The sequence below is a fragment of the Sphaerisporangium siamense genome, assembly GCF_014205275.1.
Taxonomy (GTDB): domain Bacteria; phylum Actinomycetota; class Actinomycetes; order Streptosporangiales; family Streptosporangiaceae; genus Sphaerisporangium; species Sphaerisporangium siamense.
This window is the reverse complement of record NZ_JACHND010000001.1, coordinates 6,416,616-6,443,116: the sequence shown is the minus strand read 5'-3', so window position 1 is coordinate 6,443,116 and position 26,501 is coordinate 6,416,616. Positions and strand designations below refer to the sequence as shown.

Annotated in this window: 22 protein-coding genes; 9 read left to right on the top strand and 13 right to left on the bottom strand. The window is 71.6% G+C overall.

Going from position 1 to position 26,501, the window contains the following annotated elements:
* Nucleotides 1–120 precede the first annotated feature (120 nt).
* The 3 genes from BJ982_RS29465 to BJ982_RS29455 all read right to left on the bottom strand — a co-directional run bounded on the left by BJ982_RS29465 (nucleotide 121) and on the right by BJ982_RS29455 (nucleotide 3,806).
* Nucleotides 121–513, bottom strand: coding sequence for a nuclear transport factor 2 family protein (locus BJ982_RS29465; RefSeq protein WP_184885412.1), 393 nt, complete (start codon nucleotides 511–513; stop codon nucleotides 121–123).
* Nucleotides 514–604: 91 nt separating this feature from the next.
* The gene (locus BJ982_RS29460) at nucleotides 605–2,029 is read right to left on the bottom strand and encodes an aminobutyraldehyde dehydrogenase (RefSeq protein ID WP_184885410.1); all 1,425 of its coding nucleotides are present in this window, start codon (nucleotides 2,027–2,029) and stop codon (nucleotides 605–607) included.
* A gap of 268 nt (nucleotides 2,030–2,297) precedes the next feature.
* A complete protein-coding gene (locus BJ982_RS29455) occupies nucleotides 2,298–3,806 on the bottom strand; it encodes a serine hydrolase domain-containing protein (RefSeq protein WP_239122992.1) in 1,509 nt (502 codons plus the stop codon).
* 230 nt (nucleotides 3,807–4,036) lie between these two features.
* Between BJ982_RS29455 and BJ982_RS29450 the strand changes: the two genes are divergently transcribed.
* Nucleotides 4,037–5,260, top strand: a complete 1,224-nt coding sequence (locus BJ982_RS29450) for a sensor histidine kinase (RefSeq protein WP_184885406.1) — start codon at nucleotides 4,037–4,039, stop codon at nucleotides 5,258–5,260.
* Nucleotides 5,257–5,910, top strand: a complete 654-nt coding sequence (locus tag BJ982_RS29445; protein ID WP_184885404.1) for a response regulator — start codon at nucleotides 5,257–5,259, stop codon at nucleotides 5,908–5,910. Before BJ982_RS29450 ends, BJ982_RS29445 begins: the two co-directional genes overlap by 4 nt.
* A 64-nt stretch (nucleotides 5,911–5,974) precedes the next feature.
* Here BJ982_RS29445 and BJ982_RS29440 read toward each other — a convergent pair whose 3' ends face one another.
* The 3 genes from BJ982_RS29440 to BJ982_RS29430 all read right to left on the bottom strand — a co-directional run bounded on the left by BJ982_RS29440 (nucleotide 5,975) and on the right by BJ982_RS29430 (nucleotide 8,450).
* Nucleotides 5,975–6,850 carry a hypothetical protein gene (locus tag BJ982_RS29440; RefSeq protein WP_184885402.1) on the bottom strand — a complete coding sequence of 292 codons (876 nt, stop codon included), beginning with the start codon at nucleotides 6,848–6,850 and terminating at the stop codon, nucleotides 5,975–5,977.
* On the bottom strand, nucleotides 6,847–7,344 hold the full coding sequence (locus BJ982_RS29435) for a SigE family RNA polymerase sigma factor (RefSeq protein WP_184885400.1): 498 nt from the start codon (nucleotides 7,342–7,344) through the stop codon (nucleotides 6,847–6,849). Before BJ982_RS29435 ends, BJ982_RS29440 begins: the two co-directional genes overlap by 4 nt.
* A gap of 80 nt (nucleotides 7,345–7,424) precedes the next feature.
* The gene (locus BJ982_RS29430; protein WP_184885398.1) at nucleotides 7,425–8,450 is read right to left on the bottom strand and encodes a glycoside hydrolase family 113 protein; all 1,026 of its coding nucleotides are present in this window, start codon (nucleotides 8,448–8,450) and stop codon (nucleotides 7,425–7,427) included.
* Nucleotides 8,451–8,567: 117 nt separating this feature from the next.
* Between BJ982_RS29430 and BJ982_RS29425 the strand changes: the two genes are divergently transcribed.
* The 3 genes from BJ982_RS29425 (at nucleotide 8,568) to BJ982_RS29420 (ending at nucleotide 9,760) form a co-directional block, all read left to right on the top strand.
* Nucleotides 8,568–9,221 carry a TetR/AcrR family transcriptional regulator gene (locus BJ982_RS29425; RefSeq protein WP_184885396.1) on the top strand — a complete coding sequence of 218 codons (654 nt, stop codon included), beginning with the start codon at nucleotides 8,568–8,570 and terminating at the stop codon, nucleotides 9,219–9,221.
* A gap of 174 nt (nucleotides 9,222–9,395) precedes the next feature.
* Nucleotides 9,396–9,569: a Scr1 family TA system antitoxin-like transcriptional regulator gene (locus BJ982_RS41005; protein ID WP_376697703.1), complete on the top strand. Its 174-nt coding sequence runs from the start codon at nucleotides 9,396–9,398 to the stop codon at nucleotides 9,567–9,569.
* Complete coding sequence (locus BJ982_RS29420) at nucleotides 9,551–9,760, top strand: DUF397 domain-containing protein (RefSeq protein WP_184885394.1); 210 nt, start codon at nucleotides 9,551–9,553, stop codon at nucleotides 9,758–9,760. The genes BJ982_RS41005 and BJ982_RS29420 overlap by 19 nt, the downstream gene beginning before the upstream one ends.
* A 175-nt stretch (nucleotides 9,761–9,935) precedes the next feature.
* On the opposite strand, the gene BJ982_RS29415 is transcribed toward BJ982_RS29420, so the two are convergent.
* Nucleotides 9,936–10,835: a hypothetical protein gene (locus tag BJ982_RS29415; protein ID WP_184885392.1), complete on the bottom strand. Its 900-nt coding sequence runs from the start codon at nucleotides 10,833–10,835 to the stop codon at nucleotides 9,936–9,938.
* 600 nt (nucleotides 10,836–11,435) lie between these two features.
* On the opposite strand from BJ982_RS29415, the gene BJ982_RS29410 reads away from it, so the two are divergent.
* The gene (locus BJ982_RS29410) at nucleotides 11,436–12,065 is read left to right on the top strand and encodes a Uma2 family endonuclease (RefSeq protein WP_184885390.1); all 630 of its coding nucleotides are present in this window, start codon (nucleotides 11,436–11,438) and stop codon (nucleotides 12,063–12,065) included.
* A gap of 590 nt (nucleotides 12,066–12,655) precedes the next feature.
* Complete coding sequence (locus BJ982_RS29405; RefSeq protein ID WP_184885388.1) at nucleotides 12,656–13,345, top strand: hypothetical protein; 690 nt, start codon at nucleotides 12,656–12,658, stop codon at nucleotides 13,343–13,345.
* 122 nt (nucleotides 13,346–13,467) lie between these two features.
* Here the strand turns inward: BJ982_RS29405 and BJ982_RS29400 are convergent, their stop codons facing one another.
* Complete coding sequence (locus BJ982_RS29400; RefSeq protein WP_184885386.1) at nucleotides 13,468–15,114, bottom strand: MFS transporter; 1,647 nt, start codon at nucleotides 15,112–15,114, stop codon at nucleotides 13,468–13,470.
* A gap of 492 nt (nucleotides 15,115–15,606) precedes the next feature.
* Between BJ982_RS29400 and lon the strand changes: the two genes are divergently transcribed.
* A complete protein-coding gene (gene lon, locus BJ982_RS29395; RefSeq protein WP_184885384.1) occupies nucleotides 15,607–17,985 on the top strand; it encodes an endopeptidase La in 2,379 nt (792 codons plus the stop codon).
* 117 nt (nucleotides 17,986–18,102) lie between these two features.
* On the opposite strand, the gene BJ982_RS29390 is transcribed toward lon, so the two are convergent.
* The gene (locus tag BJ982_RS29390; RefSeq protein WP_239122993.1) at nucleotides 18,103–19,017 is read right to left on the bottom strand and encodes a M12 family metallopeptidase; all 915 of its coding nucleotides are present in this window, start codon (nucleotides 19,015–19,017) and stop codon (nucleotides 18,103–18,105) included.
* A 313-nt stretch (nucleotides 19,018–19,330) separates the two neighbouring features.
* Between BJ982_RS29390 and BJ982_RS29385 the strand changes: the two genes are divergently transcribed.
* Nucleotides 19,331–20,647 (top strand): S1C family serine protease, encoded by a 1,317-nt coding sequence (locus BJ982_RS29385; RefSeq protein WP_184885379.1) that lies wholly within the window; start codon nucleotides 19,331–19,333, stop codon nucleotides 20,645–20,647.
* 174 nt (nucleotides 20,648–20,821) lie between these two features.
* On the opposite strand, the gene cydC is transcribed toward BJ982_RS29385, so the two are convergent.
* The 4 genes from cydC to BJ982_RS29365 are packed head-to-tail and all read right to left on the bottom strand — an operon-like array spanning nucleotide 20,822 to nucleotide 26,431.
* On the bottom strand, nucleotides 20,822–22,564 hold the full coding sequence (cydC, locus tag BJ982_RS29380) for a thiol reductant ABC exporter subunit CydC (protein WP_184885377.1): 1,743 nt from the start codon (nucleotides 22,562–22,564) through the stop codon (nucleotides 20,822–20,824).
* A gap of 8 nt (nucleotides 22,565–22,572) precedes the next feature.
* Nucleotides 22,573–24,399 carry a thiol reductant ABC exporter subunit CydD gene (cydD, locus tag BJ982_RS29375; protein WP_184885375.1) on the bottom strand — a complete coding sequence of 609 codons (1,827 nt, stop codon included), beginning with the start codon at nucleotides 24,397–24,399 and terminating at the stop codon, nucleotides 22,573–22,575.
* A 7-nt stretch (nucleotides 24,400–24,406) separates the two neighbouring features.
* Nucleotides 24,407–25,213 (bottom strand): cytochrome d ubiquinol oxidase subunit II, encoded by an 807-nt coding sequence (locus BJ982_RS29370; RefSeq protein WP_184885372.1) that lies wholly within the window; start codon nucleotides 25,211–25,213, stop codon nucleotides 24,407–24,409.
* Between the two features lie 33 nt (nucleotides 25,214–25,246).
* Entirely contained in the window at nucleotides 25,247–26,431 is a 1,185-nt protein-coding gene (locus BJ982_RS29365; RefSeq protein ID WP_184885370.1) for a cytochrome ubiquinol oxidase subunit I, read from the bottom strand.
* Nucleotides 26,432–26,501: the final 70 nt, after the last annotated feature.

Below are 26,501 nucleotides of genomic sequence, written 5' to 3'. Positions count from 1 at the left end.
TGCGAGAGCCATGGTTAAAGCCGTCGAAATCAACGATTTCCCGGCTCGTCCCATGACACATGTCGGCCCGGCCGGGGAGGCGCGCCCGGGGCGTCGGGCGGGCCTCCCCGGTGTCCGGGGTCAGGAGCGCAGGGCCTCCTGGACGAGGGCGGTGTCGGTGAACTGTTCGAAGCGCTTGGCGACGCCGTCCTCGCAGTGCCAGACGTGGACGAAGCGGACGTCCATGTACTTGCCGGTGGCGCGGTAGGTGCCGCGGTAGTTGCCGATGACGACGATCACGTCACCGCCGTCCACGTACCGCTCGGGCACCGCCTGGTAGTCCTCCCACTCCGAGCCCAGCCGCGCGAAGACCCCGGACTTCACGCCGTCCGGGCCCACGTAGGTGCCGCCGTAGGGGAACCCGGCCATCTCGGTCCAGCGGGCGTCGGGTGCCAGCAGGCGCAGCAGGCCGTCCACGTCCCCGGCCGCCGACGCCTCGTACGAGCCGCGGACGGCGTCGAGGTTCTTGCTCACGTTTCCTCCTCGGGATCCCGGTCGGAGCAGAATCGTATAGGACATCATCGACGATGGTCAGCCCCCGTTCGCGTCTCCGGAGGGGTTTCGATCAGGAGTGGTCGATCATGACGTGCTTGATCCGCGTGTAGGCGTCCAAGCCGTACCGGGAGAGATCCTTGCCGATGCCCGACTGCTTGAACCCGCCGTGCGGCAGGTCCGGCACGATCACCTGGTGGCAGTTGACCCAGACCGCCCCGGCGTCGATCCCCGCGCTCAGGCGCATGGCCCGCCCGGTGTCGCGGGTCCACACGCTGGACGCGAGGCCGTAGTCGACGCCGTTGGCCAGCGCCAGCGCCTCCTCCTCGTCGCCGAAGGGCTGGACCGTCACCACCGGCCCGAACACCTCCTGCTGGACGATCTCGTCGTCCTGCCGCACGTCCGCGACCACGGCGGGGGAGAAGAAGTAGCCGGGCCGGTCCAGGCGCGCGCCGCCGGCGACCAGGCGGGCGTGGGCGGGCAGCCCCCGCAGGAAGCTCTCCACCCGGGCGGCCTGGGCGGCGTTGTTCACCGGCCCGAGGAAGACCCCCTCCTCGTCCGGGCCGCCCGCGGTGAGCCCGGACGCCGCCTCGGCGAGCGCGGCGGTCACCTCCTCGTAGACGGACGCCTCGACCAGGACGCGGGTGACGGCGGTGCAGTCCTGCCCGGCGTTGAAGAACGCGGCCTCGGCGATGGCCCGCGCGGTGGCCTCGACCGGCGCGTCGGCGAACACCACGGCCGGGGCCTTGCCGCCGAGCTCCAGGTGGACGTCCTTGATGTCGTCCGCGGCCGTCCGCATGACCTCCGACCCGGCGCGCGTGGAGCCGGTGATGGCCACCATCTCGACGTGCGGGTGGGAGGCGAGCGCGCGGCCGGTGTCGCGCTCGCCGCAGACGACGTTGACCACGCCCGGCGGCAGCACCTGCGCGCACAGCTCACCGAGCAGCACCGCCGACCCCGGGGTGGTCTCGGCGGGCTTGAGCACCAGGGTGTTGCCCGCCGCCAGCGCCGGGCCGATCTTCCAGGCGGCCATCATCAGCGGGTAGTTCCACGGCGTGATCTGCGCCACCACGCCGATGGGCTCACGCCGGACGAACGAGGTGCGGCCCTCGGCGTACTCGGTGGCGCCGAGGCCCTCCAGCACCCGCGCCGCCCCGGCGAAGAAGCGGATCGCGTCGATGGCGCCGCCCACGTCCACGCGGTGCGCCGTGCCGCGGGGCTTGCCGGTGGAGCGGACCTCCTCCTCGGCCAGCGCCGCCGTCTCGCCCTCCATGAGCGCCGCCAGCTCCAGCAGCAGGCGCTGACGGGCGGCCGGGGTGGCGCGCCGCCAGCCCGGCGCCGCGGCCCTGGCGGCCTCGACGGCGGCGGCGACGTCCGCGTCCCCCGAGCGCGGCGCCCTGCCGTAGGTCTTCTCGGTGGCGGGGTCGACCAGGTCGGTCCACTCGCCGGAGACGGGCAGGCGGCTCTGGCCGTCGATCACGTTGCGCAGCACGTCCATGGGGGCTCCTCAGCGGGGGCGGGGTCTTCGTGACGGGGAATCGTTTGGGCCCATACATTCTTACCCCAGACCAGCGCATCGGAGACCGGAGATGGCCAACCCAGCAGACCTCATGCTCCTCGACGGGGACGTCCTGATCGTCGATGGGTGCCGGTAAGAACGATGACACCCGCCGCCACATAGGTGATCCGTCATGGGGTTGAGGCTGGTCGGGGTCGAGCACCGTGACACGTCGCCCGGGTTCGCGCTGCTGTTGAAGGGCGGCGGGTCAAGGGAGATGGATGAGCACCATGACGTCGGCGTAGAGCAGGGCGCCGAAGATCAGGGTGGGCACGCTGAAGGTGAGCCAGCGAAGCCAGAGGTATCGGCCGCGGGTCGTGGGCAGGCGGCGCCAGCGCCATGCGGCCAGCACGACGCTGTTGGTGAGCAGAACGCAGCCGAGGGCCCAAACCAGGCGCGGTGTGTGGCCCCATTCGCCGACACGCAGCGCCAGGAGCCACAGCGCGGTGCCGGCGGTCAGCAGGGAGATGACTTTGAGCCGGTCCAGCGGGCGGGACAGGCGGCTGCGGCGGGGCCGCGCGACTCCGAGCAGGGTGAGGGCGGGAGCGCCGAGGGCGAGCAGGACGGTGAGCGCGAGGAGGGCGGGGTGAGGGCTCTGCTCCTCGTCGAACTCCGGGATGCTGAGCTTGAGCAGCTGGAATCCGATCTTCTCGACCGGGGTTCGGGTGGAGTTGGCCAAGACGATGACCGCGCGGTCGTCGCCGGTGTGGGCGATGAAGCTTCGTGAGCCGTTGGTCAGGCCGTTGTGCCAGCTGACGCGGGTGCCGTTCGCCTTCCACAATTGCCAGCCGAGGCCCACCCGCCCGTCGTAGGCGGAGAAGTCGCTCACCTTCGCACGAGGCCGGTGGGTGAGGGTGAGCGGCTTCGGCGCGTCGTCGCGCATGGTGGCGATGAGGAACGCGGCGAGGTCGGAGCCGGTGGTCCAGGTGCCGGTACCCACCGCTGCCCAGGCCGGATTCATCCACGGGACCGCTGCGACGCCCGCGGTGCCGTGGGGAAGGGCCGCGTCGGCTGGGACGCCCGGGGTGGTGCGAGTGGTGGTGTGGTGCATGCCGAGCGGGGCCAGCACCCGTTCGCGCAGGGCGGTGGCGTAGTCGCGGCCATCGGCCTTGGCGAGGGTCTGGCCGAGTGCGGCGTAGCCGAGGTTGGAGTAGGAGTAGTCCGTGCCGGGATGGACGCCGGTCATCGTCGCCAGGGTGCGGACAGGATCGTTGAGCGAGGCGTAGGCGTTGTCTGCGAGCAGGTATCCGGCCAGCGCCCTGGGGAAGCCAGGGTCATCCCGCGTCGGGATGGAGGGCAGGCCCGCGGTGTGGGTGGCGAGCTGCTCCACCGTGATGCCGGCGACGGCGGGGTCGGCGAAGCGGGTATCCGGCCACAGCTCGGCCAGGGTGTCGGTGAGCTTGATGTCCTGGGTCTCCACCAGGTCGGCGAGCAGGGTCGCGGTCAGTACCTTCTGCGCCGAGCCGGTCTCGAAGACCGTTTCGGGCTGCACCGGTGTGGATCCGTCGGTCGTGCCCAATCCTGCTTTGCGCACCTTTCCGTGCTCGATCACAGCGACGGACAGGCCCACGGAGCCGCCCGCCAGACCGCTGTCGGGAAGCAGAGCCGCGACGCGCTGGGCGAGCTGGTGATCGCCGGTGGAGACGGCGGTCGCCGGCAGGCTGCTCGGGGCGGCGAAGAAGGCGGCCAGGAGGGCGGCTATCGCGACTGCGAACATCACCGGCCGCAGACCTCGGGCGCGCCCTCGGTGGTCGGTGCGCACAGGGCGATCATGGGGTGAAGACATGCAAGACTCCTTTGAGGCCGCTCAGACGGCCGTGGATGCGGAGCCCTCAGACTCGTCCAGGTCGCCATGGTGCCGCGGCGGCCAGACGGCCCGTATGTCCTGGCCGCAGGGGTGGCCGATCGGCTACCGCGGCATCGGGGCGAGGCCCGTACTGTGCTGGTATGCACAACCCACCGACCAGATGGCCTGGTATCGGCCTCGCGGGCGTGCCCGGTTTTCCTCCGGCGCGGTTGCTGGCCGGCGTCATCACCGTGGCGCTGCTGGCGGCCTGGCTGGGCGACATGGATCGCTACCTGTCCGCTGCGGCTTCCGCCGGGAGTGCTCTGTATCTGGTGTCGGGTGTCGTGATGGCCGCACTGGCGCTGTGGATTCTGCGGTCGGGAACCTCGCCCGCCGCGACGGCGTCGGGCGCGGCCCTGGCCCTGCTCACGGCACAGGGGGTGTCCGTGGGAGCTTGGCTGGCCGGGACCCCGCACTCGTCGATCGGCCTGACCGAGGCCGCTGTCACCGCAGTGGTCGTTCCGCTGGTCGCCTACCGTTGCCGTCCCCTGCTCATGGTCGCCGTCGCCGGGCTCGCTCTCACCGCGTTGCTGTCGGCCTCGCTACGTGATGGCCGTCCGATGGACACCGACAACGCTCTGCTCGTCCTGCTCTTGCTGACCCCCGGGCTCTACGCGCGCTGGCGCGCGCAGCAACATGCCTGGCACATCGAACGAGTCCGCCGCAGCGAGCGGGCCGCGCTCGCCCGTGACCTGCACGACGTGGTGGCCCACCAGGTCACCGGCATCGTGGTGCAGGTCCAGTCGCTGCAGCACGTCGCACAACGTGACCCTCTGGCCCTTCGCGCCGCCCTCGTGGACATCGAGGAGGCGGGAAGCAACGCGTTGACGGCGATGCGGCTCCTGGTCACCGCCCTGCGTGAAGGCGAAAAGCCCCGCACCGGCAACCTCACCCCCGCCCAGGCCCTGCGCGATCTGGAGCGCCCCGACGGCCCTCATGCCGCCGTGCGCGTGACTCTGGAGGCCGACCCTGACCGGCTGTCCCCGGAGACCGCCGCCGCGGTGGTCCGCATGGCGCAGGAGGCGGTGGCCAACGCCGACCGTCACGCCCGCGCCGCGACCAGAATCACCGTCCAGGTCAGCGTCGGCGACGGGCAGGTTCGCCTACAGGTGAGCGACGACGGGCAGGGCGCCGCCGGCGGCTTCACCGGCGGTGGTTACGGTCTGGTGGGCATGGCCGAGCGCGCCGGCCTCCTGGGCGGCTCCTTCCACGCGGGGCCCGGCCCTGACGGGACCGGCTGGCAGGTCACCGCGCGCCTTCCGGCCTGCGCACCCCCCGGCGACACGAAAAGCACGTTCCTGCCAACGGGCGGGCATGCCGGATGAGCATCCGTGTCCTTCTGGCCGACGATCAGCGCATGGTCCGCTCCGGATTCCGTCGCATCCTGGAGGCCGAGCCCGACATCGAGGTCGTCGCCGAAGCCGGGGACGGTATCGAAGCCCTCCACCTCGCCCAGCGGGAGCGGCCGGACGTGAGCCTGCTGGACATTCGCATGCCTGGCATCGGAGGGCTGGAAGTCACCCGCCGCCTGGCGGGGCCTGGCATCGCCGATCCGCTGCGCGTGGTCGTGGTCACCACGTTCGACCTGGACGAATACGTCAACGAAGCCCTTCACGGCGGTGCCGTCGGATTCCTGCTCAAGGACGCGGGACCGGCCATGCTGGTCGAAGCGGTACGTGCCGCCGCCCGCGGTGACGCCATGGTCTCCCCTCAGATCACCGTACGGCTCCTCGAACACTTCATCCGTTCATCTGCGGTGCGGTCGCAGGCCGGCGCTGATCACGGACTCACCCCGCGCGAGCACGACACTGTGCGAGCCGTGGCCCTGGGGATGACCAACACGGAGATCGCGCAGAGCCTGTATGTGTCAGTGGGCACGGTCAAAAAACACCTGGCCAGCGTCCAGATAAAGCTCGGGGTGCGCAACCGGGTGGAAATCGCCGCCTGGGCCTACCGCAACAGCATCGCGGACTGACCGCCCGCGACTCGCTCCACGACCGCCTGAACGCCTGACCTCACCGGCCGGGCGCCGCGGCGGCCTAGCCCGCGGACATGGCGGGCGCCTTGCCGTCGTACACGCCGACCAGCCACGTCTCGGTGGACGGGCCCAGCTCGTCGACCAGGCTGTCCGCCGAACGTCCCGGCGAGCCGACGTCGATCAGATAGCTGCCGTCGCAGGCGCGCGGCGGCGATCCGGCCCCCGAGCATTTCCCTCCGACGGAGGAGCCGGACTCCACGGCCCTGATCGAGATCTCGGAGGGGAACACCCACACCTGGACGGACTGCTCCTTCCCCTTCCAGTCCAACCCCGCCGACAACACGTCGTACCGCCATTCGACGTAGTCGCCCTGCGGCCCGCCGCAGCGGCCGATCTCCAGCGAGGCGCCCCGCTCCGCCCGGCTGCCCGTCTTCCCGTCCCGCTCCAGGGGCGCGGGCGACGCGGTCCCGCGTCCGAGCGCCCGGAGCTCCTCCTCGGTCCACGCGTACCGCGTGGTCGCGGTCATCACCCACGCCCGGGGGTCGGAACAATGCATGACCAGCACCGTCTCCGTGCTGGTGGGGACGAACCGGACGACCCGCCCGCCCGGCACCGTGGCTCGTTCGCTGTGGATCAGTGGCTTCGCCCCGGTCTCGGTGGTCCACCGGTCCGGCAGTCCCGCGTCCCAGGCGGGCGCGAAGGCGGGACGGCCCGCCACGGGAGACTCGGGAAGCACGGCGACGCCCGGGGCGACGGCCACGACGCCTCCGATCGACACCGAGACGGCGGCGAAGGCCGCCGCCACCGTCAGACGCCGCCTGCGCCGGAGCCGCGCACCTGCACGAACGATGTCGTCCACCGGCACGGAGCGTCCCCCGGATCGGGAACTGCGGTCGGCGAGGACGTCGCGCAGATCTTTCTCGCTGAAGTCCGTCACTGGGCGACCTTCACCTTCATCTCTTCGATGGCCGGGTTGACGCGCAGCCGCTTCAGGGCCCTGTTCATCTGCGACTTCACGGTTCCCAGGGAGCAGTCCAGCGTGTGGGCGATCTGCTGCAAGGTGAATTCCTCGAAGTAGTACAGCACGACCACGGCCCGCTGGCCCGGCGAGAGACCGCGCAGGGCCGCCCAGATGACGTCACTGTCGGCGATCCGCTGGGAGAAGTCCGAGGGCTCCGGCCGCTCGGGCATCACCTCCTGCGGGATCTCCTTCTTCCAGTGCCGGCGGGACCAGGACGTGTAGGTGTTGATGATGATGCGGTACACGTACGGGTCCGGGTCGCCGTCGATCCGGTGCCAGGCTCCCCACGCGCGGACGAGCGCGGTCTGGGTGAGGTCCTCGGCCGTCATCCAGTTGTGGCTGAGCAGGTACGCCATGCGGCATAACCGCTCGTGTCTGGCTGCGACGTACTCGGCGAACCCCTCAGACATGCCCCCGCCTTCCCGACGCTCGAACGGCTCCCCGGGAGATACGCCTCAGGGGCCCCGAAAGGTTGACACCGGCCGTGGTCTCAATGCTGCCGGTAATGGCCGGCGACGGCGGCGAAAGCGGCCTTCGGCTCCCACGGCATATCGGGGTAGGCGACGCCGAGGCGGTCCTCGTAGACCTTGACGATGCCGTAACTCGCCAGGTCCAGATCCTCACGGGGGTCGCCGTCCGGGCGATGCGGGTGGTCGTGGAGCGCGAAGGTGAACACGAAGGCGCCGTCGATCCCCCCGGCTTCGAACGCCTCCAGCAGCTCGCGCAGATACGCGGCCTGACCGGCCTCGTCGCGGGCGTACACGTCCTTCAGCCGGAGCGGCGCGCGGGTGTCCTCGTCGTACTCGACGACGTCCAGGCCGCGAGCGCCCTTCGCGCCCGCGCCTTCATAGCCGGCCGAGCCGAACTCGGTGATCGCGACCGGCTTGCCCTGCGCGACCAGGCCGCGGACGCCGTCGGCGAAGCGGTCGGCGATCTCGGCCGACCGGTACAGGTCCACGGACAGGATGTCGAAGGGCGCCCAGTCGACGCCCTCAAGGGGGACGGAGGCGTAGGTGACCTTGCCGCCGAAGTGCTCGCGGACGACTTTCACGGCTTGGCCGAGGAAGTCGTTGACCCGTGCGCTGATCTCGCCGATCCGCTCGCGCACGCGGTCCGGCTCGCTCAGCCACGCCACCCGCTCGTCGGTGCCGTCACCGGGCAGGAATCCCTTGTTCATCAGGCTGATCTCGGCCCCGGTGACGAACACGACCTCGGCTCCCCGCAGCCGGAGCCGCTCCGCGCGCACGGCGCAGTCGGCGAACAGCGACAGCATCTCGCCGGTGGTCAGTTCCAGCGGGTAGGGAGAGAACCAGACCTCCAGGCCGAGGTCGGCGGCGTGCGCCGCCGCCAGTTCGATCCGCTCCGGGTCGCCGCCCATGACGCGGACCGCGGTGCAGTGCAGGTCGTCGCGGATGATCCGCATCTCGCGCCTGACCACCTCGGGGTCGAACCGCTTGTGTCCGATCGCGCCCTTGTAGACGAAGCCGGTGTCGTAGCTGATGCCTTTGGCACGCATGTCGAACCTTCCGTGGAGAGGGGTTTCATAAGGTACTCGCCGTACCTTAATGCTTTGAACCGCGGCCATGGCAACAGGAAATCGAGGGTACGCTCGGTACCGATCGCAGGGAGGGGCATGGCAGAGGGTTCGACGACACGGCCGGGCGCCGGGCGGACGCGGCGACGCGGAGCCGCCCTTGAGGAGGCGATCCTCGACGCCGCGGTGGCCGAACTCACCGACTCCGGGTACGCCGGACTCACCATCGACAAGGTCGCCGCCCGAGCCGGCACCAACAAGAACGCCGTCTACCGCCGCTGGCCCAACCGCCTCGCCCTCGGCATAGCCGCCTATCGCCGGCTGACGACCACGGTTCCGCCCCCTGACACCGGCGATCTGCGCGGCGACGTCCTGGAACTGCTCCGCCAGGCCAACCGCTACTGGAGCTCGCCCCTCGGCGCGATCCTGCGCGAACTGCTCGCCGCGGCCGGCGGGGCGTCGGAACTCCTGGAGCAGTTGCACGAGAAGTCCGGCGACGCCGCGGCCGCCCCCTGGTTGATCATCCTCGGCCGCGCCGTCGCCCGCGGGGAAGCGGCCCCCGAGGCACTCCACCCGAGGGTCGCCACCGTGGCCATCGTCCTGCTCCGCAACGAGTTCGTCGTACGCGGCGTGCCCAACGCCCCCGACGAGGTCCTCGTGGAGATCGTCGACGAGGTGTACCTCCCCCTGGTCCGGCGACGTGGCAGGCCCGCGACCCCAGCGGCGACGCGAGCCCCGAGACACAGCCGGTGAGATGGTCCTATTCCCGGAAGACGACCTCCCGGAAGACGACCTGAAACCAGACGGCCCGGCGGGTGCCGTCGCGGTAACTGCCCAGCGTTACGCGAGAGCGCGAAAAATCTAGAGTCCCCGCCTATTCTCATCCGTCGATTCGGCGGTACGGGGCCGGGGAACAATCCGGACGCCGTGCCCGACACCGTGTACGTGGAATCCGCCTCTGGAAAAGTTGTCACGGCGGAGGAGGCCGTCGTGAACTATATCCGTACCCGATACGACTCCATACGAGCCGATGCTCTCCCTCAGAAGGCGTCGCTCAAGATCCTTAAGGACGTATGCGAACAATGGCGCAGCCGAGTCTGACGAACGCGCAGTGGCGCAAGTCGAAGCGGAGCGGGGACAACGGCGGGAGCTGCGTAGAGGTGGCCACCAACCTCCCAGGCCTGGTGGCGGTCCGGGACTCCAAGAATCCTTCCGGCCCCGCACTGGTCTTCCCTCCTCACGAGTGGTCCCGCTTCCTCGACGGCACGGCGAAGGGGAAGTTCGACCTCTGACCAAGTGCCTGAACAGCCAGTGGGCGGAGGCCGGAACGCTGCGCTCATTGGTGGATGCCCAATTGGTTGAGGTGTCGTGAGCCCACCCGTGCGGGACCGTCGTGGTTGCTCGCCGTTAGCCCACCCATAAGTACGCGCGCATCGAACGGGGCGGTGAGGAACGCGGGACTCGCGATCAGCCTGGGGGGAGCTGGTTGTTTATGGCGACGGGGACGGCCAGGAGCGTCGGGTTGGTGAGTAAGGCTAGTTCGCCCGGTCGTTTGATCAGCTTGGGGTTGTTGTGCCGCAGAGTCAGATATGCCATGTCTCCGTTGTTCACTGCGCTCGCCTCGTGCGCCACCAGGCTCACGTAGCGGACGGTCTCCAGCACGTCCGGCGGGATGTCGTCGCCGGCGATCTGGACCGGCACACAGAGTTGACGACGTGTGCCGAACCCGACGCCCGTCGGTCCGATCTGTGAGGCGAGCGTCGGGTTGAGCTGCTCGACGCCCATGTAGTTCATCGTCACGCCGGCTCTGTTCGCCGACGTGACGGCCGCCGCCTTGTAGCAGAGCAGGGAGATGCGGGAAACGAGCGGCTTCACCCAGGGAGGCGGCCCGGAGGTGTCGATGCTCACAGGGAGGCAGAGCCGGCCCGGCTCGCTCATCCTGACGGAGACGGGCGGCGCGTTCTTCCAGAGCGGGTTCAGGTACTTCAGCACCAGTTCCCTGGGGGCGATGTCGCCATCTGCGGTGAACCAATAGCACGACAGATTGGTGTACCTGATGGACTCCAGAGCGGGCGACGGCGGGATCTGCCCGGCGGTGGCGATCGGTCCGCAGACCTGCTCGCGCTCATCGAGATGGACCGTGACGGGCGGCATGGCGGCCAACGCCGGATGAATGTGCTTGAGCGTCAGGTCGAGAGGGGCCGGCACGTATGGACCGGCCTTGAAGCACTCCATGTTCAGGTTCGGCACGAAATCGGGCGGAAACGCCAGCGCGGCGGCCGGCGCGGGCACCGCGACGTACCCCGCCGCCAGTAATGCCGCAAGGACGGCCACCAGGCGGCGGACCGGGATGCTGACCTCGCCCACGGTGCCTCCATCGCTCGTCGTCCGGCAGAGGTGGGCCGAGTGTGCGCCTCACCGAGCACCCTGACAATGCTCATGACCAATCTCGGACACACGCGGTTTTTCTGGCGAATCTCCTCATATCGGCCTTTTGGTCTGTCCGGTTGCGGTGAGGTGATCGCCTTGATGTTCGTGGAAGAGGCGCGGCAGATTCGACCTCATCGGCCGCCCCCACCGGTCATCCACCACATTGACGATGCGACCGTAGTCAGCCGGTTCAGCCGGTCGCACACGGAAGCATTGGCTCACGATCACCAATCGTTCCGGCGCCGCCCGCCGGCTGTCCAGAGGCTTCGTGATCATTGTCCCGATCCTCATGTCCGCCGGCGTTCCATCGATGCGTACTTATGAATGGCTGAACAGGGCGATGAGGGCAGCGCAGGACAATAGTTCATCCCGTGGATATCACTGTGATCAGCGGCTCGTGTAACAGCTTCTGAAGTGCCATTACCGTTCCAGGGTCGGGCCGTGTGCCTAAGATTGCCAACGCCATCCGAGGCCGCTGGCGTTGGCTGGCTTGATGCTCGTGGGCGGTGCAGACTGTTCGGTGTGGAAGGAGATCGGATGAGCGCGCTCCCCGAGGAGGGGTGGCCGGAGGCGCAGGCGTCGCCGGCTCATCTGGTGCTGCTTCCAGATCATCCCGGCCCGTACACCGTCGACGACTGGCTTGCGCTCCCCGAGACCGAGGAGCGCATCGAGCTCATCGACGGGAGCTTCGTGGTGAGTCCTGCCCCGGCGGCCGACCACGCCTTGTGCGCGCAACGGCTGGTGCGCATCCTGCTCGACGCCGCGCCCCATGACGTCGAAGTGGTCGAGAGCGCCAACGTCCAGGTGGGCAAGGAGGGGTTCATTCCCGACGTCGTGGTGGGCCGGGCCGAGCCGATCGTCGGCGGTGCCGTGGTGCTCGACTCCGCCGACGTCCTCTTGGTCGCCGAGATCGTCAGCCCTGGGAACCGGAAGCGCGACTACGTGGTCAAACCCCCTTCCTATGCCGAGGCGGGGGTGCCGGTCTTCGTGCGCGTCGAGCTTCATGGGGACGGGCCGATGCCGCTGGTCGAGGTGTTCGCTGAGCGAGGCGGTGAGTACGAGCCGGTGGCGAGAGCTCGGCCGGGCCGGACGGTGCGGCTCACCGATCCCTTCGACGTGGCCTTTGATCCGGCCGAGCTGACCGGGCTGCGGCGGCCTCGGCCCTGAGGGGCCTTGCCCTACGTGGGTCCCGGCCCTGAGAGGAGCGCCGGGACGTGGTCGGGGGGACCAGGGCATGGAGCCGGGTTGAAAGAGGGGCGCGGGGCGGTCAGGCTACGAGGCCGGCGGGGGCGGCCCGCGTGATCAGTTCTTTACGCATGAGCCTCGGACTGTAGAGCAAAGATCTTTAAGCGGCAACCGCTTGCGCCGGGGTGTGATGACGCCGTCTCCCGGCCCGCTGTCCGTCTCCGCTCGGACGGGAACGAGAGATGGGCGGACGACCACCGAGATCGCCGGTGGCGCCCGCCACAGCGCCCGCTCCGGTGTTCCGGACATCCGAAAGTCGGTTACCCGGCGTACGTCGATAAACCCGTCAAATCATGAATTGTCATATTTTCTGGATCTCGCTCGGTGATCATCGCGGCCCCATGCGCCCCACGAAACCCCCGCGACGCCCATCGGGACATCCGTAAGAAGCTTTGCCGTCGGAAATGCCGAATGGGTATCGCTCTTCCGTGGCCGATGGACGGTGATTTAATTGCGCGCGGCGAGAGTAACGGATCGCCGCAAGTCTCAGCGCAGGGCATGAAGGAGCACGGGTGATTTCTCTCAACCAGGGCCTATGGGTTCCGGGAACCGACAAGTACGAGTACGGCTACAACTCGATCCCCAATATCCCCGTCACCGGCGCGCCGGATGACACCAACTTCCGGCGCTGGTCGATGCTCCACGACGGCACCACCTACCGCCTGTACGCCTTCAAGGGAAGCAGCCGCGACACGCTGTACCAGTTCACGTGGAACGGCAGTTCCTATGCCTACGGGCACGACTCCATCCCCGTCCTCACGCTGACGAACGCGCCCGCCGACGCCGACCCGAGCAGCATCTCGCTGCTGCACAGCGGTGAGGCGTACCACGCCTACCTGCGGCGCCTCGGCGACCCGACCACCCTTTACCAGTTCGTCTACGTGCCCGGCACCACCACCTACCAGTGGTCCTACGGCGACTACGTCCCCACCCTGCAGGTCACCGGGTTCCCCGCGGACACCGACTGGTCGCGCTGGTCGATGCTCCACGACGGCTCCGCCTACCGCATCTACGCGTTCCACTACGGCAGCAACGACCAGCTCGCCCAGGGCTCGTGGAACGCCGACGCCTCGCAGTACCAGTACGCCCACAACTCCATCCCCGAGCTGAAGCTGACCGGCTTCCCCGCCGACAGCGACGTGGGCCGCGCGGCCATGCTGCACGACGGGTCGGACTACCGCTTCTACTTCCAGAAGCCCTGAACGCCGACCCGCCGCCTTCGTGACCGGCCGGCACGCGACCGCCATGAAGGCACGGGTGAGTCACACGGCGAAGAGACGGCGCCCGGGAGGTCATGGCGCGGTGCCACCCGGGCGCCCCCGCGCTAGGGACGGCCTGCCTTGCCCGCGGGAGGTTGCCGTTCCAGGGGCGGGGCGCACAGGTCGCAGGCGGTGGGGCGTTCGGGTTCGGTGGGGGCGGTGCGGAGGACGTTCGTTCTGATGGTGAGGAAGGTCAGGAGGGCGGAGCAGGCCATCATGGCCGCGCAGGTCAGCATGGCGGTGCGGAAGCCGCCGGTGAACGCGGTCGCGGAGGTGTAGGCGGCGCCGGTGAGGCCGACCAGCGGGGGGATCGCCGCCACCGCGAGCAGGCCGCCGGTGCGGGCGACCGCGTTGTTGACGCCGCTCGCCACTCCCGCGTACCGCTCGTCGGCCGTGGCCAGCACGGTCGCGGTGAGCGGCGCCACCGCCGCCGACAGTCCCAGCCCGAACAGGACCACGCCGGGCAGCACGTCGGTCAGGTACGAGGCCCCGGGGCCGACCCGGGCCAGCAGGAGCAGCCCGGCCCCGCACAGCAGGATGCCGGCGGTCATCGGCAGGCGCGGGCCCACCCGCCTGGCCAGCTCGCCCGCGCGCGGCGACAGCAGCAGCATCAGCAGCATGACCGGGAGCATCGAGGTGCCGGCCGCGACCGGGGAGAACCCCGCGGCCACCTGAAGTTCGACGACCAGCAGGAACGTCACCACGCCGAGCCCCGCGTACATGATCAGTGTCACGACGTTGACGGCCGTGAACTCCTTGCGGGCGAACAGCCGCACCGGCACCAGGGCGGGCACCGGGGACCCCGGACGGGAGCGGCGCGTCTCCACGACCACGAACGCCACGCCCAGGGCCACGCCGAGCCCCGCGGCCAGCGGCGGCAGCGCCGCGTCGCGTTCGATGAGCCCGTAGGTGATCCCGGCAAGCGCCAGGGCCGCGAGCGCCGCGCCGAGGACGTCGAAGCGCCCGGTGGCCGACTCGTCCCGCGTCTCCGGGACGTGCCGCACGGCGATCAGCACGACCAGCACGGCGAGCGGCAGGTTGATCAGGAAGACCCACCGCCACCCGGCCGACTCCACCAGCCAGCCGCCGAGCAGCGGCCCGACCGCGCCCGCCACCCCGCCGAGGCCGGACCAGATGCCCACGGCCCGTGGACGGTCGTCGCGGGCGAACGACGCCTGGATGATCGCCAGTGATCCGGGGGTGAGCAGTGCCCCGCCGATGCCCTGCAGGGCGCGGGCGAGGATCAGCGTCCTGATGTCGGGGGCGAGGCCGCACAGGGCCGAGGCGAGGGCGAACCAGGCGACGCCGATGACGAATATCTTCCGCCTGCCGAACCGGTCGCCGAGGGAGCCGCCGAGGAGGATCAGTCCCGCGAGCGTGAGCGTGTAGGCGTTCACGGTCCACTGCAGGCCCGACATGGAGGCGTGGAGGCTCTCGCCGAGGGTGGGGAGGGCGACGTTCACCACGGTGCTGTCGAGGAAGGCGATCCCGGACCCGAGCACGGTGGCCAGCAGCACCCACCGCCCCTGGGCCGAGTTCACCCGGACTCCGTTACCTCCGGTGCCGCCGCCCGTGCCGTCGCCGTCGTCCGTGCCGCTCCGGCGCCCCGTGCCGTCGGGGCCGGCGAGAGCGTGCGGGCCCCGCGTGGCCTGCGTGTCCGGTGTGTCGTGCGTGCCTTGGGGGTCGTCCTCCGCGCCGTGTGTGCCGCTCATGCTGCCCATCATGCTGGACGAATGCCCTCATCCGGACATCCGGCGTCGGTCTCGATCTCCGGTGACGGTCACCGGGACCCGATGCCGGACGGACGGGTCGCGCGGGCTCGGGGAATGGACGGCTCAGGCCGGTCTGTGCGGGATGAACGGCGGCGGCGGGCTCGCGGGATGAACGCGGCGGGCGGGAGTGTTATGGGCGGCAAGGCCATCGGGGACCTTCCCTGGGTGATAGGAGCCGGACGCCGAGCGCACCGGCCGTGATCGCCCAACGGGTCCGTGGTGACCGAGGGCCGCCTTCGGGCGCGGAACGGCCAGTGCCGGAGCGAACACGTCTCCGACCTGGGAGAACTCAACGATCAGACGCTTCTCCTGAGCGATGTCCACTGCGGGGATTACAGAATTACGATCGCTGGCCGCGAACACGCGCAGGCTCGGGAACAATCCGGGGCTCTCATAAATTGAGTCCATGTAACTCAACCCATTGGAGTTCGCATGAGTCAGAGCTTGATCCTCCCGGTTCTGCCGCTCGACGACGAGGTCGTCCTCCCCGGCATGGTCGTCCCCCTCGACCTGTCGGACGGTGAGGTCCGCGCGGCCATCGACGCCGCCCGGGCGTCGACCTCGTCCCCGAGCAAGCCGCGGGTGCTGCTCGTGCCCCGGATCGACGGCAAGTACGGCGCCGTGGGCGTCTCGGCGGTCGTCGAGCAGGTCGGGAGGCTTCCCGGCGGCGAGCCCGCCGCCGTTGTCCGTGGTGTGGAGCGCGTGCGCGTGGGCTCCGGGACCACCGGGCCGGGTGCCGCGCTCTGGGTGGAGTCGACCCGCATGGACACGATCCCCGCCGACGGCCGCGCCGCCGAGTACGCCAAGGAGTACAAGGCGCTGGCCACCACGATCCTGCAGAAGCGCGGCGCCTGGCAGGTCGTCGACGCCGTGAACCAGATCGAGGACGCCTCAGAGCTCGCCGACAGCTCCGGCTACGCCCCCTGGCTGACCACCGCCCAGAAGGTCGAGCTGCTGGAGAACCCCGACCCGACCGAGCGCCTCGTCAAGCTCGTCGAATGGGCCCGCGAGCACCTCGCCGAGCTGGACGTCGCCGAGACCATCCGCAAGGACGTCCAGGAGGGCATGGAGAAGCAGCAGCGCGAGTTCCTGCTGCGCCAGCAGCTCGCCGCCGTCCGCAAGGAGCTGGCCGAGCTCAACGGCGAGGCCGCCTCCGAGGAGGAGGACTACCGGGCCCGCGTCGAGGCCGCCGACCTGCCCGAGAAGGTCCACGAGGCCGCGCTCAAGGAGGTCGACAAGCTGGAGCGCACCTCCGACCAGTCGCCCGAGAGCGGCTGGATCCGCACCTGGCTGGACACGATCCTCGACATCCCCTGGAACACCCGCACCGAGGACGGCTACGACATCGCCGCCGCCCGCGCCGTGCTGGACGCCGACCACACCGGGCTCGACGACGTCAAGGACCGCATCGTCGAATACCTCGCCGTGCGCAAGCGCCGCGCCGACCAGGGGCTCGGCGTCGTCGGCGGGCGCCGCAGCGGCGCCGTCCTGGCCCTGGCCGGCCCTCCCGGAGTCGGCAAGACCTCGCTCGGCGAGTCCGTGGCGCGCGCCATGGGCAGGAAGTTCGTCCGCGTCGCCCTCGGCGGCGTCCGCGACGAGGCCGAGATCCGCGGCCACCGGCGCACCTACGTCGGCGCGTTGCCCGGCCGGATCGTGCGGGCCATCCGCGAGGCCGGCAGCATGAACCCGGTCGTCCTGCTGGACGAGGTGGACAAGGTCGGCGCCGACTACCGCGGCGACCCGACGGCCGCCCTGCTGGAGGTGCTGGACCCGGCCCAGAACCACACCTTCCGCGACCACTACCTGGAGGTCGAGCTCGACCTGTCGGACGTGCTCTTCCTGGCGACCGCCAACGTCCTGGAGGCCATCCCCGGCCCCCTGCTCGACCGCATGGAGGTCGTCACCCTCGACGGCTACACCGAGGACGAGAAGGTCGCGATCGCCCGCGACCACCTGCTGCCCCGCCAGCTCGACAAGGCCGGCCTCACCACCTCCGAGGTCACCGTGGACGAGGAGGCCCTGCGCCGCCTCGCCGGCGAGTACACCCGCGAGGCAGGCGTGCGCTCGCTGGAGCGCGCGATCGCCCGCGTGCTGCGCAAGGTGACCGCCAAGGCCGCCTTGGACGACGCCGCGCTGCCGGTGTCGGTCGGCGCCCCCGACCTGGAGGGCTACCTCGGTCGGCCGCGGCACGTCCCGGAGTCCGCGCTGCCGGAGTCCTCGCAGCGCACCGCCGTCGCCGGCGTGGCCACCGGCCTCGCGGTGACCGGCGCGGGCGGCGACGTCCTGTACGTCGAGGCGTCGCTGGCCGACCCGGAGACCGGCTCCACCGCCGTCACGCTCACCGGCCAGCTCGGCGACGTGATGAAGGAGTCCGCCCAGATCGCGCTGTCCTACCTGCGCTCGCGCGGCGCGGAGCTGGAGCTGCCGGTCGGGTCGCTGAAGGACCGCTCGGTGCACATCCACGTCCCCGCGGGCGCCATCCCCAAGGACGGCCCCTCGGCGGGCGTCACGATGACCACCGCGCTGGCCTCGCTGCTGTCCGGCCGCCCGGTGCGCCCGGACGTGGCGATGACCGGCGAGGTGTCGCTCACCGGACGGGTGCTGCCCATCGGCGGCGTCAAGCAGAAGCTGCTCGCCGCCCACCGGGCGGGCATCACCACGGTGCTCATCCCGGCGCGCAACGAGCCCGACCTGGACGACGTGCCCGAGGCCGTCCGCCGGGAGCTGACGGTCCACGCCGTCAGCGACGTGCGCGAGGTGCTGGAGATCGCGCTCACCCCGGCGACGGTGGCCGAGCGCGCCGCGGCCTGAACCGGACGCCCCGGGGCCGAGCGGCCCCGCGGTCCGTCACGGAGGCGGGTCACCCTTCGGGGTGGCCCGCCTCCGGGCGTCCGGCGGACCTTGACTTCCGTGGGGCGCGGTCAGCGGTCAGGGGCGGGGCGGAGGGCATTGGTAGAGCGTCCGCACGGCGGCCAGGTCGCCGAGGCTGAAACCCCTCCTCTGGCCGATCTCGACGGGGATCGCGGGAACCAGCGTGTCCTGCCCGTTGCTGCTGAAGAACTTCCTGCCGTACAGCATCACCGAACCGTAGTCGAGCGGCCCGAACAGCCGGGTCCGCGCCGGGTCCAGCTTCTTGAACTGCGATTCGAAGCCTTTGATGACGTTCTCGAGGTGGACGGTCACCGCGGCGTCGCGGTCGGCGCGGGAGTGCTCGTGGTAGAAGCCGATCGCGTGCATCAGCTCGTGGATCACGATGCCCTTGTGCTCGCACCCCTGGCCGATCGACAGGTCCTGCCCGGCCCCGGCCGAGCGCCCCACGTACGAGTAGCAGCCGTCCCCCGGCACGACGCGCAGGAAGTGCTCCTCGGAGGTCCTCGGCACGAACCGCACGCAGGTGTGCCCGTGGAAGTCCCGCACCGCGGCCTCCAGCGCCTCGCGCGCCGCCGCGGGCAGCGTGGGGGACACCTCGTAGGGCACCGTGCGGCCGGGCCACAGCGCGCCGTCCTGCGCGGTCACCGTGCCCGCGCCGGGCGCGCGGCAGTCCCGCGAGCGCGCCGGGACCCCGTCGGGGACCGGCGGGACGCGGCCCGCGCGCCGGGCGCCGGGGAAGCGGAAGGCGCCGGCCGCCGCCTCCTCAGCCGTGCCGATGACGATGTCCCCTTCGGTCACCGCGTGCCCGTCGATCTCGACGTACTCGATCGTGCGCGGGTGGCCGGCCGGGTCCGGGACGGTGACGGACATCGGCGGGTGCTCGGTCTGCTGCCGCCAGAGCGCGTCCAGCAGGTCGAACGGATCATCCTCCGCGGCGGCCGGGACGGCGCCCGCCACCAGCCCGGCCAACATGATCCCCAATATCGCAATTATTCGCATGAATGCCCCCGGAAATGCGCCCGTAAGGTTCACGGGCATCGCGGGGCCAACCTACCCCCGCCCGCTCGCGGGAATTCCTCGGCAATTACGCCGCTCACCGTCCTGACCTGCGCCGTCGCCGCCCCGACCGGCTGTCCCGCCACCGCCGCGGCGACGCGCGGGCGCGTTCAGCAAACCCTCAGTCAGGGCTTAGGCAGCTCTTATCGGACGTTTGTCATCCTTGATTTACCGGCCCCAAGCCGGCCGCCGCCGAATGGCGGCGAGTGCGGATGATTGTGGGGGAGCGATGAGCACCGAAGACCCGCGTGAGCAGACGACGGAGAACACCACCCCGGTCCAGACGCCGGGTTCGCGGGGATGGAGCCAGTTCGGCAGCAAGCCGCCGGAGACGGGCGGTTACCAGCGGACGTGGCTCGGTGAGGAGGGCCCCGCCGTGACGGGTGCCGTCCCCGCGCGCCCCGGCGAGACCACCTGGTGGACCAACGGGCGCAAGGCGATCGCCGGCCTCGCCCTGGCCGCGGTGGCGGTCGGCGGCGGAGCCGTGGGAGCCTTCGTCGCCACCGCGGCCACCGACGGCCGGCCCGTGATCAGCAGCCCGATCGTCAGGCCCGCGTCCGACTCCAGCGCGACCACCGTGGCCGACGTGGCCAAGGCCGTGCAGCCGTCCGTGGTGTCGATCACCGTGTCGGGCGGCGCCGGGCAGGCCGAGGGCTCCGGCGTGATCCTTTCCACCGACGGCCTGATCCTCACCAACAACCACGTGGTGTCCGGCGCCGGGAACGGCGGCCAGGTCCAGGTGAAGTTCAGCGACGGCAAGACCGCCTCGGCGAGCATCGTCGGCACCGACCCCACCACCGACCTCGCGGTCGTGCGGGCGAGCGGGGTGTCCGGGCTGACCAAGGCGACGCTCGGCGACAGCGACAAGCTGCGGGTCGGCGACGCCGTCCTCGCCATCGGCAGCCCCCTCGGCCTGGAGGGCTCGGTCACGGCCGGCATCGTCAGCGCGCTGGACCGCACGCTGACCGTCGGCGGGGAGTCCCAGCAACAGCAGCAGCTCCCGCCCGGCTGGGGGTCAGGCGGCGGGTTCGGGCGGCAGCAGCAGTCGCAGGACACGAGCACGACCATCGGCGGCGCCATCCAGACCGACGCGGCCATCAACCCCGGCAACTCCGGCGGCGCCCTGGTCAACGCCTCCGGCCAGGTCGTCGGCGTCAACAGCGCCATCGCCACCAACGGCGGGGACGGCAACATCGGCGTCGGCTTCGCGATCCCGATCAACACCGCCTCGCAGGTCGCCGACCAGATCATCAAGACCGGCAAGGCGACCCACGCCTACCTCGGCGTCAACCTCGCCGACGCGACCGGCGACGCCCAGGGCGCGGTCATCGGCTCGGTGCAGCAGGGCAGCCCGGCCGAGCAGGCGGGCCTCAAGGCGGGCGACGTGATCACCAAGCTGGACGGCAAGGCGGTGTCCGGCGCCGAGACCGTCGTCGGCGCGGTCCGCGGCTACCGGCCGGGCACCAAGGTGACCGTCACCTACGTGCGCAACGGCGCCACGGCCACCGTCACGGTCACCCTCACCGAGAGGACCGTGTCGAGCTGACCTCCGACCGGCCGAAGGAGGGGGTGGCCGGACGAGGGAAGGGGCCGCCGGGACCGTCACGGTCCCGGCGGCCCCTGTGTTCATGCCGGGCGCCGCGCGGTCATCCGGCCCGGTACAGAATCGGAGGCGGCGACGGCAGGCCGTTCGCGGAGTGCCGTCGCCGTGGGCGAGGGTTCAGCGGTGGCCGGAGGTGAGGGCCTCGGACTCCCACAGGTCGCGGTAGTAGCCGGGTTCGGCGAGCAGGTCCTCGTGGCGGCCGCGCTGCGCGACCCGGCCGTCCGCCAGGACGACGATCTCGTCGACGTCCTCCAGGCCGCGCAGCCGGTGGGTCACCAGCACCGTCGTGCGGCCGTGCGTGACGTCCAGCAGGTCGGCCATCAGCGCGTCGGCCGTGCGCTCGTCCAGCGACTCGGCGGGCTCGTCCAGCACCAGCACCTCCGGGTCGCGCAGCAGCGCGCGGGCCAAGGCCAGGCGCTGGAGCTGGCCGCCGGAGACCGTCCGCCCGTCCTCGCCGAGCGTCGCGTCCCAGCCGGTCCGCTCGACGAAGGCGTCCAGGCGGGCGCGCCGCACCGCGGCCTCCAGTTCCTCCTGGCCCGCATCAGGACCCGCCAGGCGCAGGTTGTCGCGCAGCGAGGCGCGGAACACGTACGGGTCCTGGGTGAGGCCGGTGATCCTGGTACGGACGTCGTCGGGGGACAGCGCGCGGACGTCCACGCCGTTCAGGGTGATCCGCCCCGAGGACGGGTCGGCGACGCGCATCAGGGCGGCCAGCAGCGTGCTCTTGCCCGCGCCGCTCGGCCCGACCACGGCCACCCGCTTGCCCGGCGTGAGCGTCAGCGACACGCCGTCCAGCGCGGGCGGCCTGCCGGGGGAGTGCCGGACGACCAGATCCTCCGCCACGACGGTCAGCGGGCCCTCGGGCAGGGCGGCGGGCTCGGCGGGCGCGGGGACGGCCGGCGGCGTCGCGCGGACCTCGCGGAGCCTGCGCAGCGCCGCGGTGACCCCCGCCAGCCGCTCGCCCGCCGCCGCCAGCGGCAGCACCGGCTCGAACGACACCAGCGCCGTCAGCGCCAGGACGGCCGTCGGGACGGGGCCGAGACCGGCGCGCGCCGCCACCAGGACGATCGCCGCCACGGTCAGGCCCTGGACCAGCGTGCCGAGCGCCAGCGCCGCCGCGTTCACCAGCGACCTGCGGCGCTCCAGCCCGGCCAGCCGGGCGTCGGCCTCCGCGGCGGCCTCCCGGGCCCGCTCGCCCGCGCCGTAGGCGGCCAGGTCGGCGGCGCCGTGCACCAGGTCGGCCACCCGGGCCGCGAGGTCGGCCCGCGCCGGGGCCAGCCTGGCCGACCAGCGGCGCGTGGCCGCGTTCGTCACGGCGGGCAGCGCGACCCCGGCCACGGCCAGGCCGGTGAGCAGGACGAGCGCGGCGGCGGGCAGCAGGAAGACGGCCAGCGTGGTGGCGGCGACGGCGGTCACCGCCGCCGCGACGGCGGGCAGCAGGCAGCGGACGAGCAGGTCCTGCACGGCGTCGGTGTCGTCGACCATGCGGCTCAGCAGGTCGGCGCCTCGGTGGCCGAGCGGACCCGAGGGGATCAGCGCCTCGTACAGGCGTTCGCGCGTGGTGGCCTGGGCGCGCAGCGCGACGTCGTGCCCGGCCAGCCGCTCGCCGTACCGGAACAGGCCCCGGCTGGTCGCGAACGCGCGGACCGCGACGATCGCCACGCTCAGCGCCGCAAGCTCCGGCTGCTCGGCCGCCCGGGTGATCAGCCACGCGGCGGCCCCGATCAGCCCGAGCGCGGCCAGCTCCGCCGCCGCGCCCGCTGCCGCCGCCACCACGAGCCGCCCCCGCGCCCGCCGCGCCGGCGGCGACCCGGCGGCGGAGTGCGGGGTAGTACCGGGTGTGGGGGTTTGGGCGTTCATGGGTGGTCTCACTCTCCCGTCAGGCCGGCGGGGACGCGGGGGACGGGGTGGTCGGAGACGACGCGGCCGTCCTCGACGCGGATGACGCGGTCGGCTAGGTCGATCATCGCCGGGCGGTGCGCCACGATGACCGCCGTGCGGCCCTCGGCCAGCGCGCGGGTCGCCTCGACGATCGCGGCCTCGCTGCGGCCATCCAGGCGGGCGGTGGGCTCGTCCAGCAGCAGCACCTCGGCGCCGGGACGGCAGAACGCGCGCGCCAGGGCCAGGCGCTGCCGCTGGCCCGCCGACAGGTCCGCGCCGCGCTCGCCGAGCACGGTCGCGTAGCCGTCGGGAAGGGCGGCCACGAACTCCGCGGCCCGCGCGGCCCCCGCCGCGGCCCGCACGTCCTCGGCGGACGCCCCGGAGCCCATCGCGATGTTCGCGGACACCGTGTCGGCGAACAGGTGCGGGCGCTGGGGCACGAACGCCAGCCGTGCCCGCCACAGGCCGAGGTCCGCCTCGGCGAGATCGGCGAGGTCTATGCCGCCGACGAGCACGCGGCCACGCGTCGGCGTCACGAAGCCGAGCAGCAGGTGCAGCAGGGTGCTCTTGCCCGCCCCGCTCTCCCCGGTCAGCGCCACCCGCTCGCCCGGCGCGATCACCAGCGAGACACCGCTCAGCGCGGCGTCCTCGCGGCCCGGGTACCGCACGGTGACGTCCTCCAGCCGGATCTCCGGCACCCCGGCGGGAACGGCGCCGATCCGCCCGGCCACCGTCCCCCGGACCGGGACGGCCTCGGGTACGGCGTGCACGCTGGACCGGACGAGGGCCTCGCGCTCGGGGGCGGCCGAGGGTGCCGCGCCCACGGAGGGTGTCTCCTCGGCCGAAGTCCACCTCTCCCCGGGGGCGGCGTCGTTCGCTGGGGCGCGGTCGTCGAGGACGGCGAAGGCGTCGTCGGCCGCGGCGACGCCTTCCATGGCCGCGTGGAACTTGGTGCCCATCGCCCGTAGCGGGATGTACGCCTCGGGGGCCAGCAGGAGGACCAGCAGGGCGACGCGCAGGTCCAGGGAGCCGGACAGCAGCCGCAGCCCGACCGGGACGGCGACCAGGGCCAGCGACAGCGAGGCCACCAGCTCCAGGACCAGCGAGGACAGGAAGGCGACCCGCAGCGTCCGCATGGTGGCCGCGCGGTGGGCGTCGGCGACCTGGCGGATCACCGTGGCCTGGTAGCGGGCCCGCCCGAAGGCGCGCAGCGTGGGAAGCCCGCGCACGACGTCCAGGAAGTGGCCGCCGAGCTGGGAGAGCGCCCGCCACTGCCGGTCGGTGACCTCCTTGGTGCGCCACCCGACCAGCGCGCCGAACACGGGGATCAGCGGCAGCGTCACCAGGACGATCACGGCGGTGGCGAGGTCGGCGGCGAACAGCCGGGCCAGCACGGCGACGGGCACCACCCCGGCCACCGCGACCGCGGGCAGGTAGCCGGTGACGTACGGGTCCAGCGCGTCCAGCCCGCGCCCGGCGAGGGTGACCAGCTCGCCGGAGCGGCGCGAGGCGAGCCGGGCGGGCCCGAGCTCGCCGAACCGGGCCAGCAGCCGCCCGCGCAGCACCGATTTCAGCGCGGACGCGGTGCGCCCGGCCGCCGCGCCGTGGAGCAGGCCGAACAGGGCCCGCGCCGCCACGACGCCGGCGAGGGGCAGCAGCGCCGCGGTCGTGAGCGCGCCCGAGAGCACGCCGGACAGCAGCTCGGCCTGTGCCAGCACCAGCAGCCCGGCGAGCACGGCCGCCGCCACGCACACGAGCAGATGGCGGCGGACCGCCCGCTCGGTCCGCGCCAGCAGCAGGAGATCTTTGTGCATCGCTTCCCTAGAAGAACGACGGGATACGGCCGGCGGCGCCCGTGGCCGACCCGAGGGGGCCGAACGTGCGCCATACCCATACTTGCGCGCCTATGAGGATGGGTGTGACCGGCAGGGAGATGAAACTGAGCACATTCAGCGTCTCCGGGGGCGCCGTGTGGCCGAGCAGTGAGGAGGCGACCACGGCCAGCGGGACGGCGGCGGGCAGGGCGGCGAGGACGGCCGTCAGCAGCAGCCGCCGCCCGGTGCGCCCGCCCTCGGCCCGGCCGGACAGGCGCCAGGCGACGAAGGAGCGGGCGTGCACGGCGAACACGACGGCCACGACCGCGCCGTACAGCAGGCCGGCCGCGTCGAACGGCCGGTCGGGCAGGCCCCTGACCAGCGCGGCCAGCGCCACGCCCCAGGACAGGGCGAGACCCCACGATCCGGCGCACAGCACCGCGTCCCAGAAGCCGCGCCAGCGGTCACCGTCCAGGCGGCGGCGGAACCACAGGCCCGCGTCCCGCAGGATCCAGGACACCAGGAGCAGCACCACGACGGGGTAGAGCCCGTTGATGACGGTGCCCTCCAGCGCGGGGAACGCGCCGAACAGCGTCCCGGCCAGGGCGACCAGCCACACCTCGTTGGCCAGCACGTAGGGGGCGATCGCGGCGACCAGGCGGTCGCGTTGCCGGGCGCGGGAGCCGGGTTCCCCGGCGCGCTCGCCGGCGCGGGCGAGCCAGGGCAGCGTCATGCCGACGCCGATGTCGAAGCCTTCCAGGGCGAAGTAGCCCACGAGCAGCACGGCCAGGACCGCGAGCCAGATGATCTCCATGGGGGGGAGCTCCTCACAGGGGTTGTCAGGCCGTCACAGGGCGAGCGCCGGGGCGGGGGAGGGGGCGCCGTCCTCGGCCGCGCCGAGGGCGACCTGTCCGGGGCCCCGCCGTACGGCCCGCGCGATCAGCAGGTAGTCGACGATGGCGAGCATGCCGAGGACGCCCGCGAAGGCGGCGAACGAGAGCGTCACCATGCCCGGGGTGAGGCCGGGCGACATGGCGTCCTGCACGCGCAGCCTGCCGAAGACGACCCACGGCTGGCGGCCGATCTCGCGGGCCAGCCACCCCGCGATGGCGATCATGAAGGGCAGCGGCGTCATGATCATGAGGATGGGGTGGATCCACCGCGAGCGGGCCAGGACATCACGGATCAGCAGCGGGAGCAGGACGACGAAAAGGATCAGGTGGAGGATGTTGGCGAACCCGATCATGAAGCCGAGGGCCGCGCCGGGGGCCGCGCCGTCGAACTTGCCGGGCTGCAGGTCGCCGATCGCGCCGAACTGGGCGTAGCCGGCGCCGACGGCGATGACGATGCCGATGTTGGCCCACACCACGCCGGTGCGCAGCGACCTGCGGAAGAACTCCCGCTCGGCGGTGCGGCGGAACAGGTGGTAGGCGCTCGCGCCGATGATCACGAGGCTGCCCGTGACCAGTCCGGCCCCGATGACGTGCGGGAACGCCGCGACCAGGCTGGGGTTGGACAGGAGGGCGCCGAAGTCGGTGAGGGCCAGGCGCCCGTCCTTCAGGACGGTGCCCGCCGGGTTCTGGAGGAAGGAGTTGGCCACCATGATCCAGAAGGCGCTGGCGTAGGCGGTCAGCGTCACCAGCCAGATGCACGCGAGGTGCAGCTTCTTCGGCAGGCGGTTCCAGCCGAAGATCCACAGGCCGAGGAAGGTGGACTCCAGGAAGAAAGCCACCAGCGTCTCGATCGCCAGCGGTGCGCCGAAGACGTCTCCCGCGTAGTGCGAGAGCCCGCTCCAGGAGAGGCCGAACTGGAACTCCATCACCAGCCCGGTGAAGACTCCCACGGCATAGTTGATCACATAGATCTGGCCCCAGAACCTCGTCATCCGCTCGAACACCGGTTTGCCGGTGAGCACGTAGCGGGTCTGCATGATCGCCACGAGGGGGGCCAGGCCCAGGGTCAGCACGACGAACAGGAAGTGCAGGCTTCCCGTCACCGCGAACTGCGACCGGGCCAGGTCGAGCACGTTCATCGTCACGTCCTTAGTTGTGCCTGTCTACATATAGACAGCCTACATGTAGACTGTCGTCATGAAGCGGCTC

Excerpts from the sequence above, each read along its gene's own strand:
- lon (WP_184885384.1), top strand. The coding sequence starts at position 15,607 with ATGAGTCAGAGCTTGATCCTCCCGGTTCTGCCGCTCGACGACGAGGTC.
- BJ982_RS29390 (WP_239122993.1), bottom strand. The coding sequence starts at position 19,017 with ATGTTGGCCGGGCTGGTGGCGGGCGCCGTCCCGGCCGCCGCGGAGGAT.
- BJ982_RS29370 (WP_184885372.1), bottom strand. The coding sequence starts at position 25,213 with ATGGAGATCATCTGGCTCGCGGTCCTGGCCGTGCTGCTCGTGGGCTAC.
- BJ982_RS29460 (WP_184885410.1), bottom strand. The coding sequence starts at position 2,029 with ATGGACGTGCTGCGCAACGTGATCGACGGCCAGAGCCGCCTGCCCGTC.
- BJ982_RS29425 (WP_184885396.1), top strand. The coding sequence starts at position 8,568 with ATGGCAGAGGGTTCGACGACACGGCCGGGCGCCGGGCGGACGCGGCGA.
- BJ982_RS29385 (WP_184885379.1), top strand. The coding sequence starts at position 19,331 with ATGAGCACCGAAGACCCGCGTGAGCAGACGACGGAGAACACCACCCCG.
- BJ982_RS29420 (WP_184885394.1), top strand. The coding sequence starts at position 9,551 with ATGGCGCAGCCGAGTCTGACGAACGCGCAGTGGCGCAAGTCGAAGCGG.
- BJ982_RS29435 (WP_184885400.1), bottom strand. The coding sequence starts at position 7,344 with ATGTCTGAGGGGTTCGCCGAGTACGTCGCAGCCAGACACGAGCGGTTA.
- BJ982_RS29430 (WP_184885398.1), bottom strand. The coding sequence starts at position 8,450 with ATGCGTGCCAAAGGCATCAGCTACGACACCGGCTTCGTCTACAAGGGC.
- cydD (WP_184885375.1), bottom strand. The coding sequence starts at position 24,399 with ATGCACAAAGATCTCCTGCTGCTGGCGCGGACCGAGCGGGCGGTCCGC.
- cydC (WP_184885377.1), bottom strand. The coding sequence starts at position 22,564 with ATGAACGCCCAAACCCCCACACCCGGTACTACCCCGCACTCCGCCGCC.
- BJ982_RS29445 (WP_184885404.1), top strand. The coding sequence starts at position 5,257 with ATGAGCATCCGTGTCCTTCTGGCCGACGATCAGCGCATGGTCCGCTCC.
- BJ982_RS29455 (WP_239122992.1), bottom strand. The coding sequence starts at position 3,806 with ATGTTCGCAGTCGCGATAGCCGCCCTCCTGGCCGCCTTCTTCGCCGCC.
- BJ982_RS29450 (WP_184885406.1), top strand. The coding sequence starts at position 4,037 with ATGCACAACCCACCGACCAGATGGCCTGGTATCGGCCTCGCGGGCGTG.
- BJ982_RS29410 (WP_184885390.1), top strand. The coding sequence starts at position 11,436 with ATGAGCGCGCTCCCCGAGGAGGGGTGGCCGGAGGCGCAGGCGTCGCCG.
- BJ982_RS29365 (WP_184885370.1), bottom strand. The coding sequence starts at position 26,431 with ATGAACGTGCTCGACCTGGCCCGGTCGCAGTTCGCGGTGACGGGAAGC.
- BJ982_RS29400 (WP_184885386.1), bottom strand. The coding sequence starts at position 15,114 with ATGAGCGGCACACACGGCGCGGAGGACGACCCCCAAGGCACGCACGAC.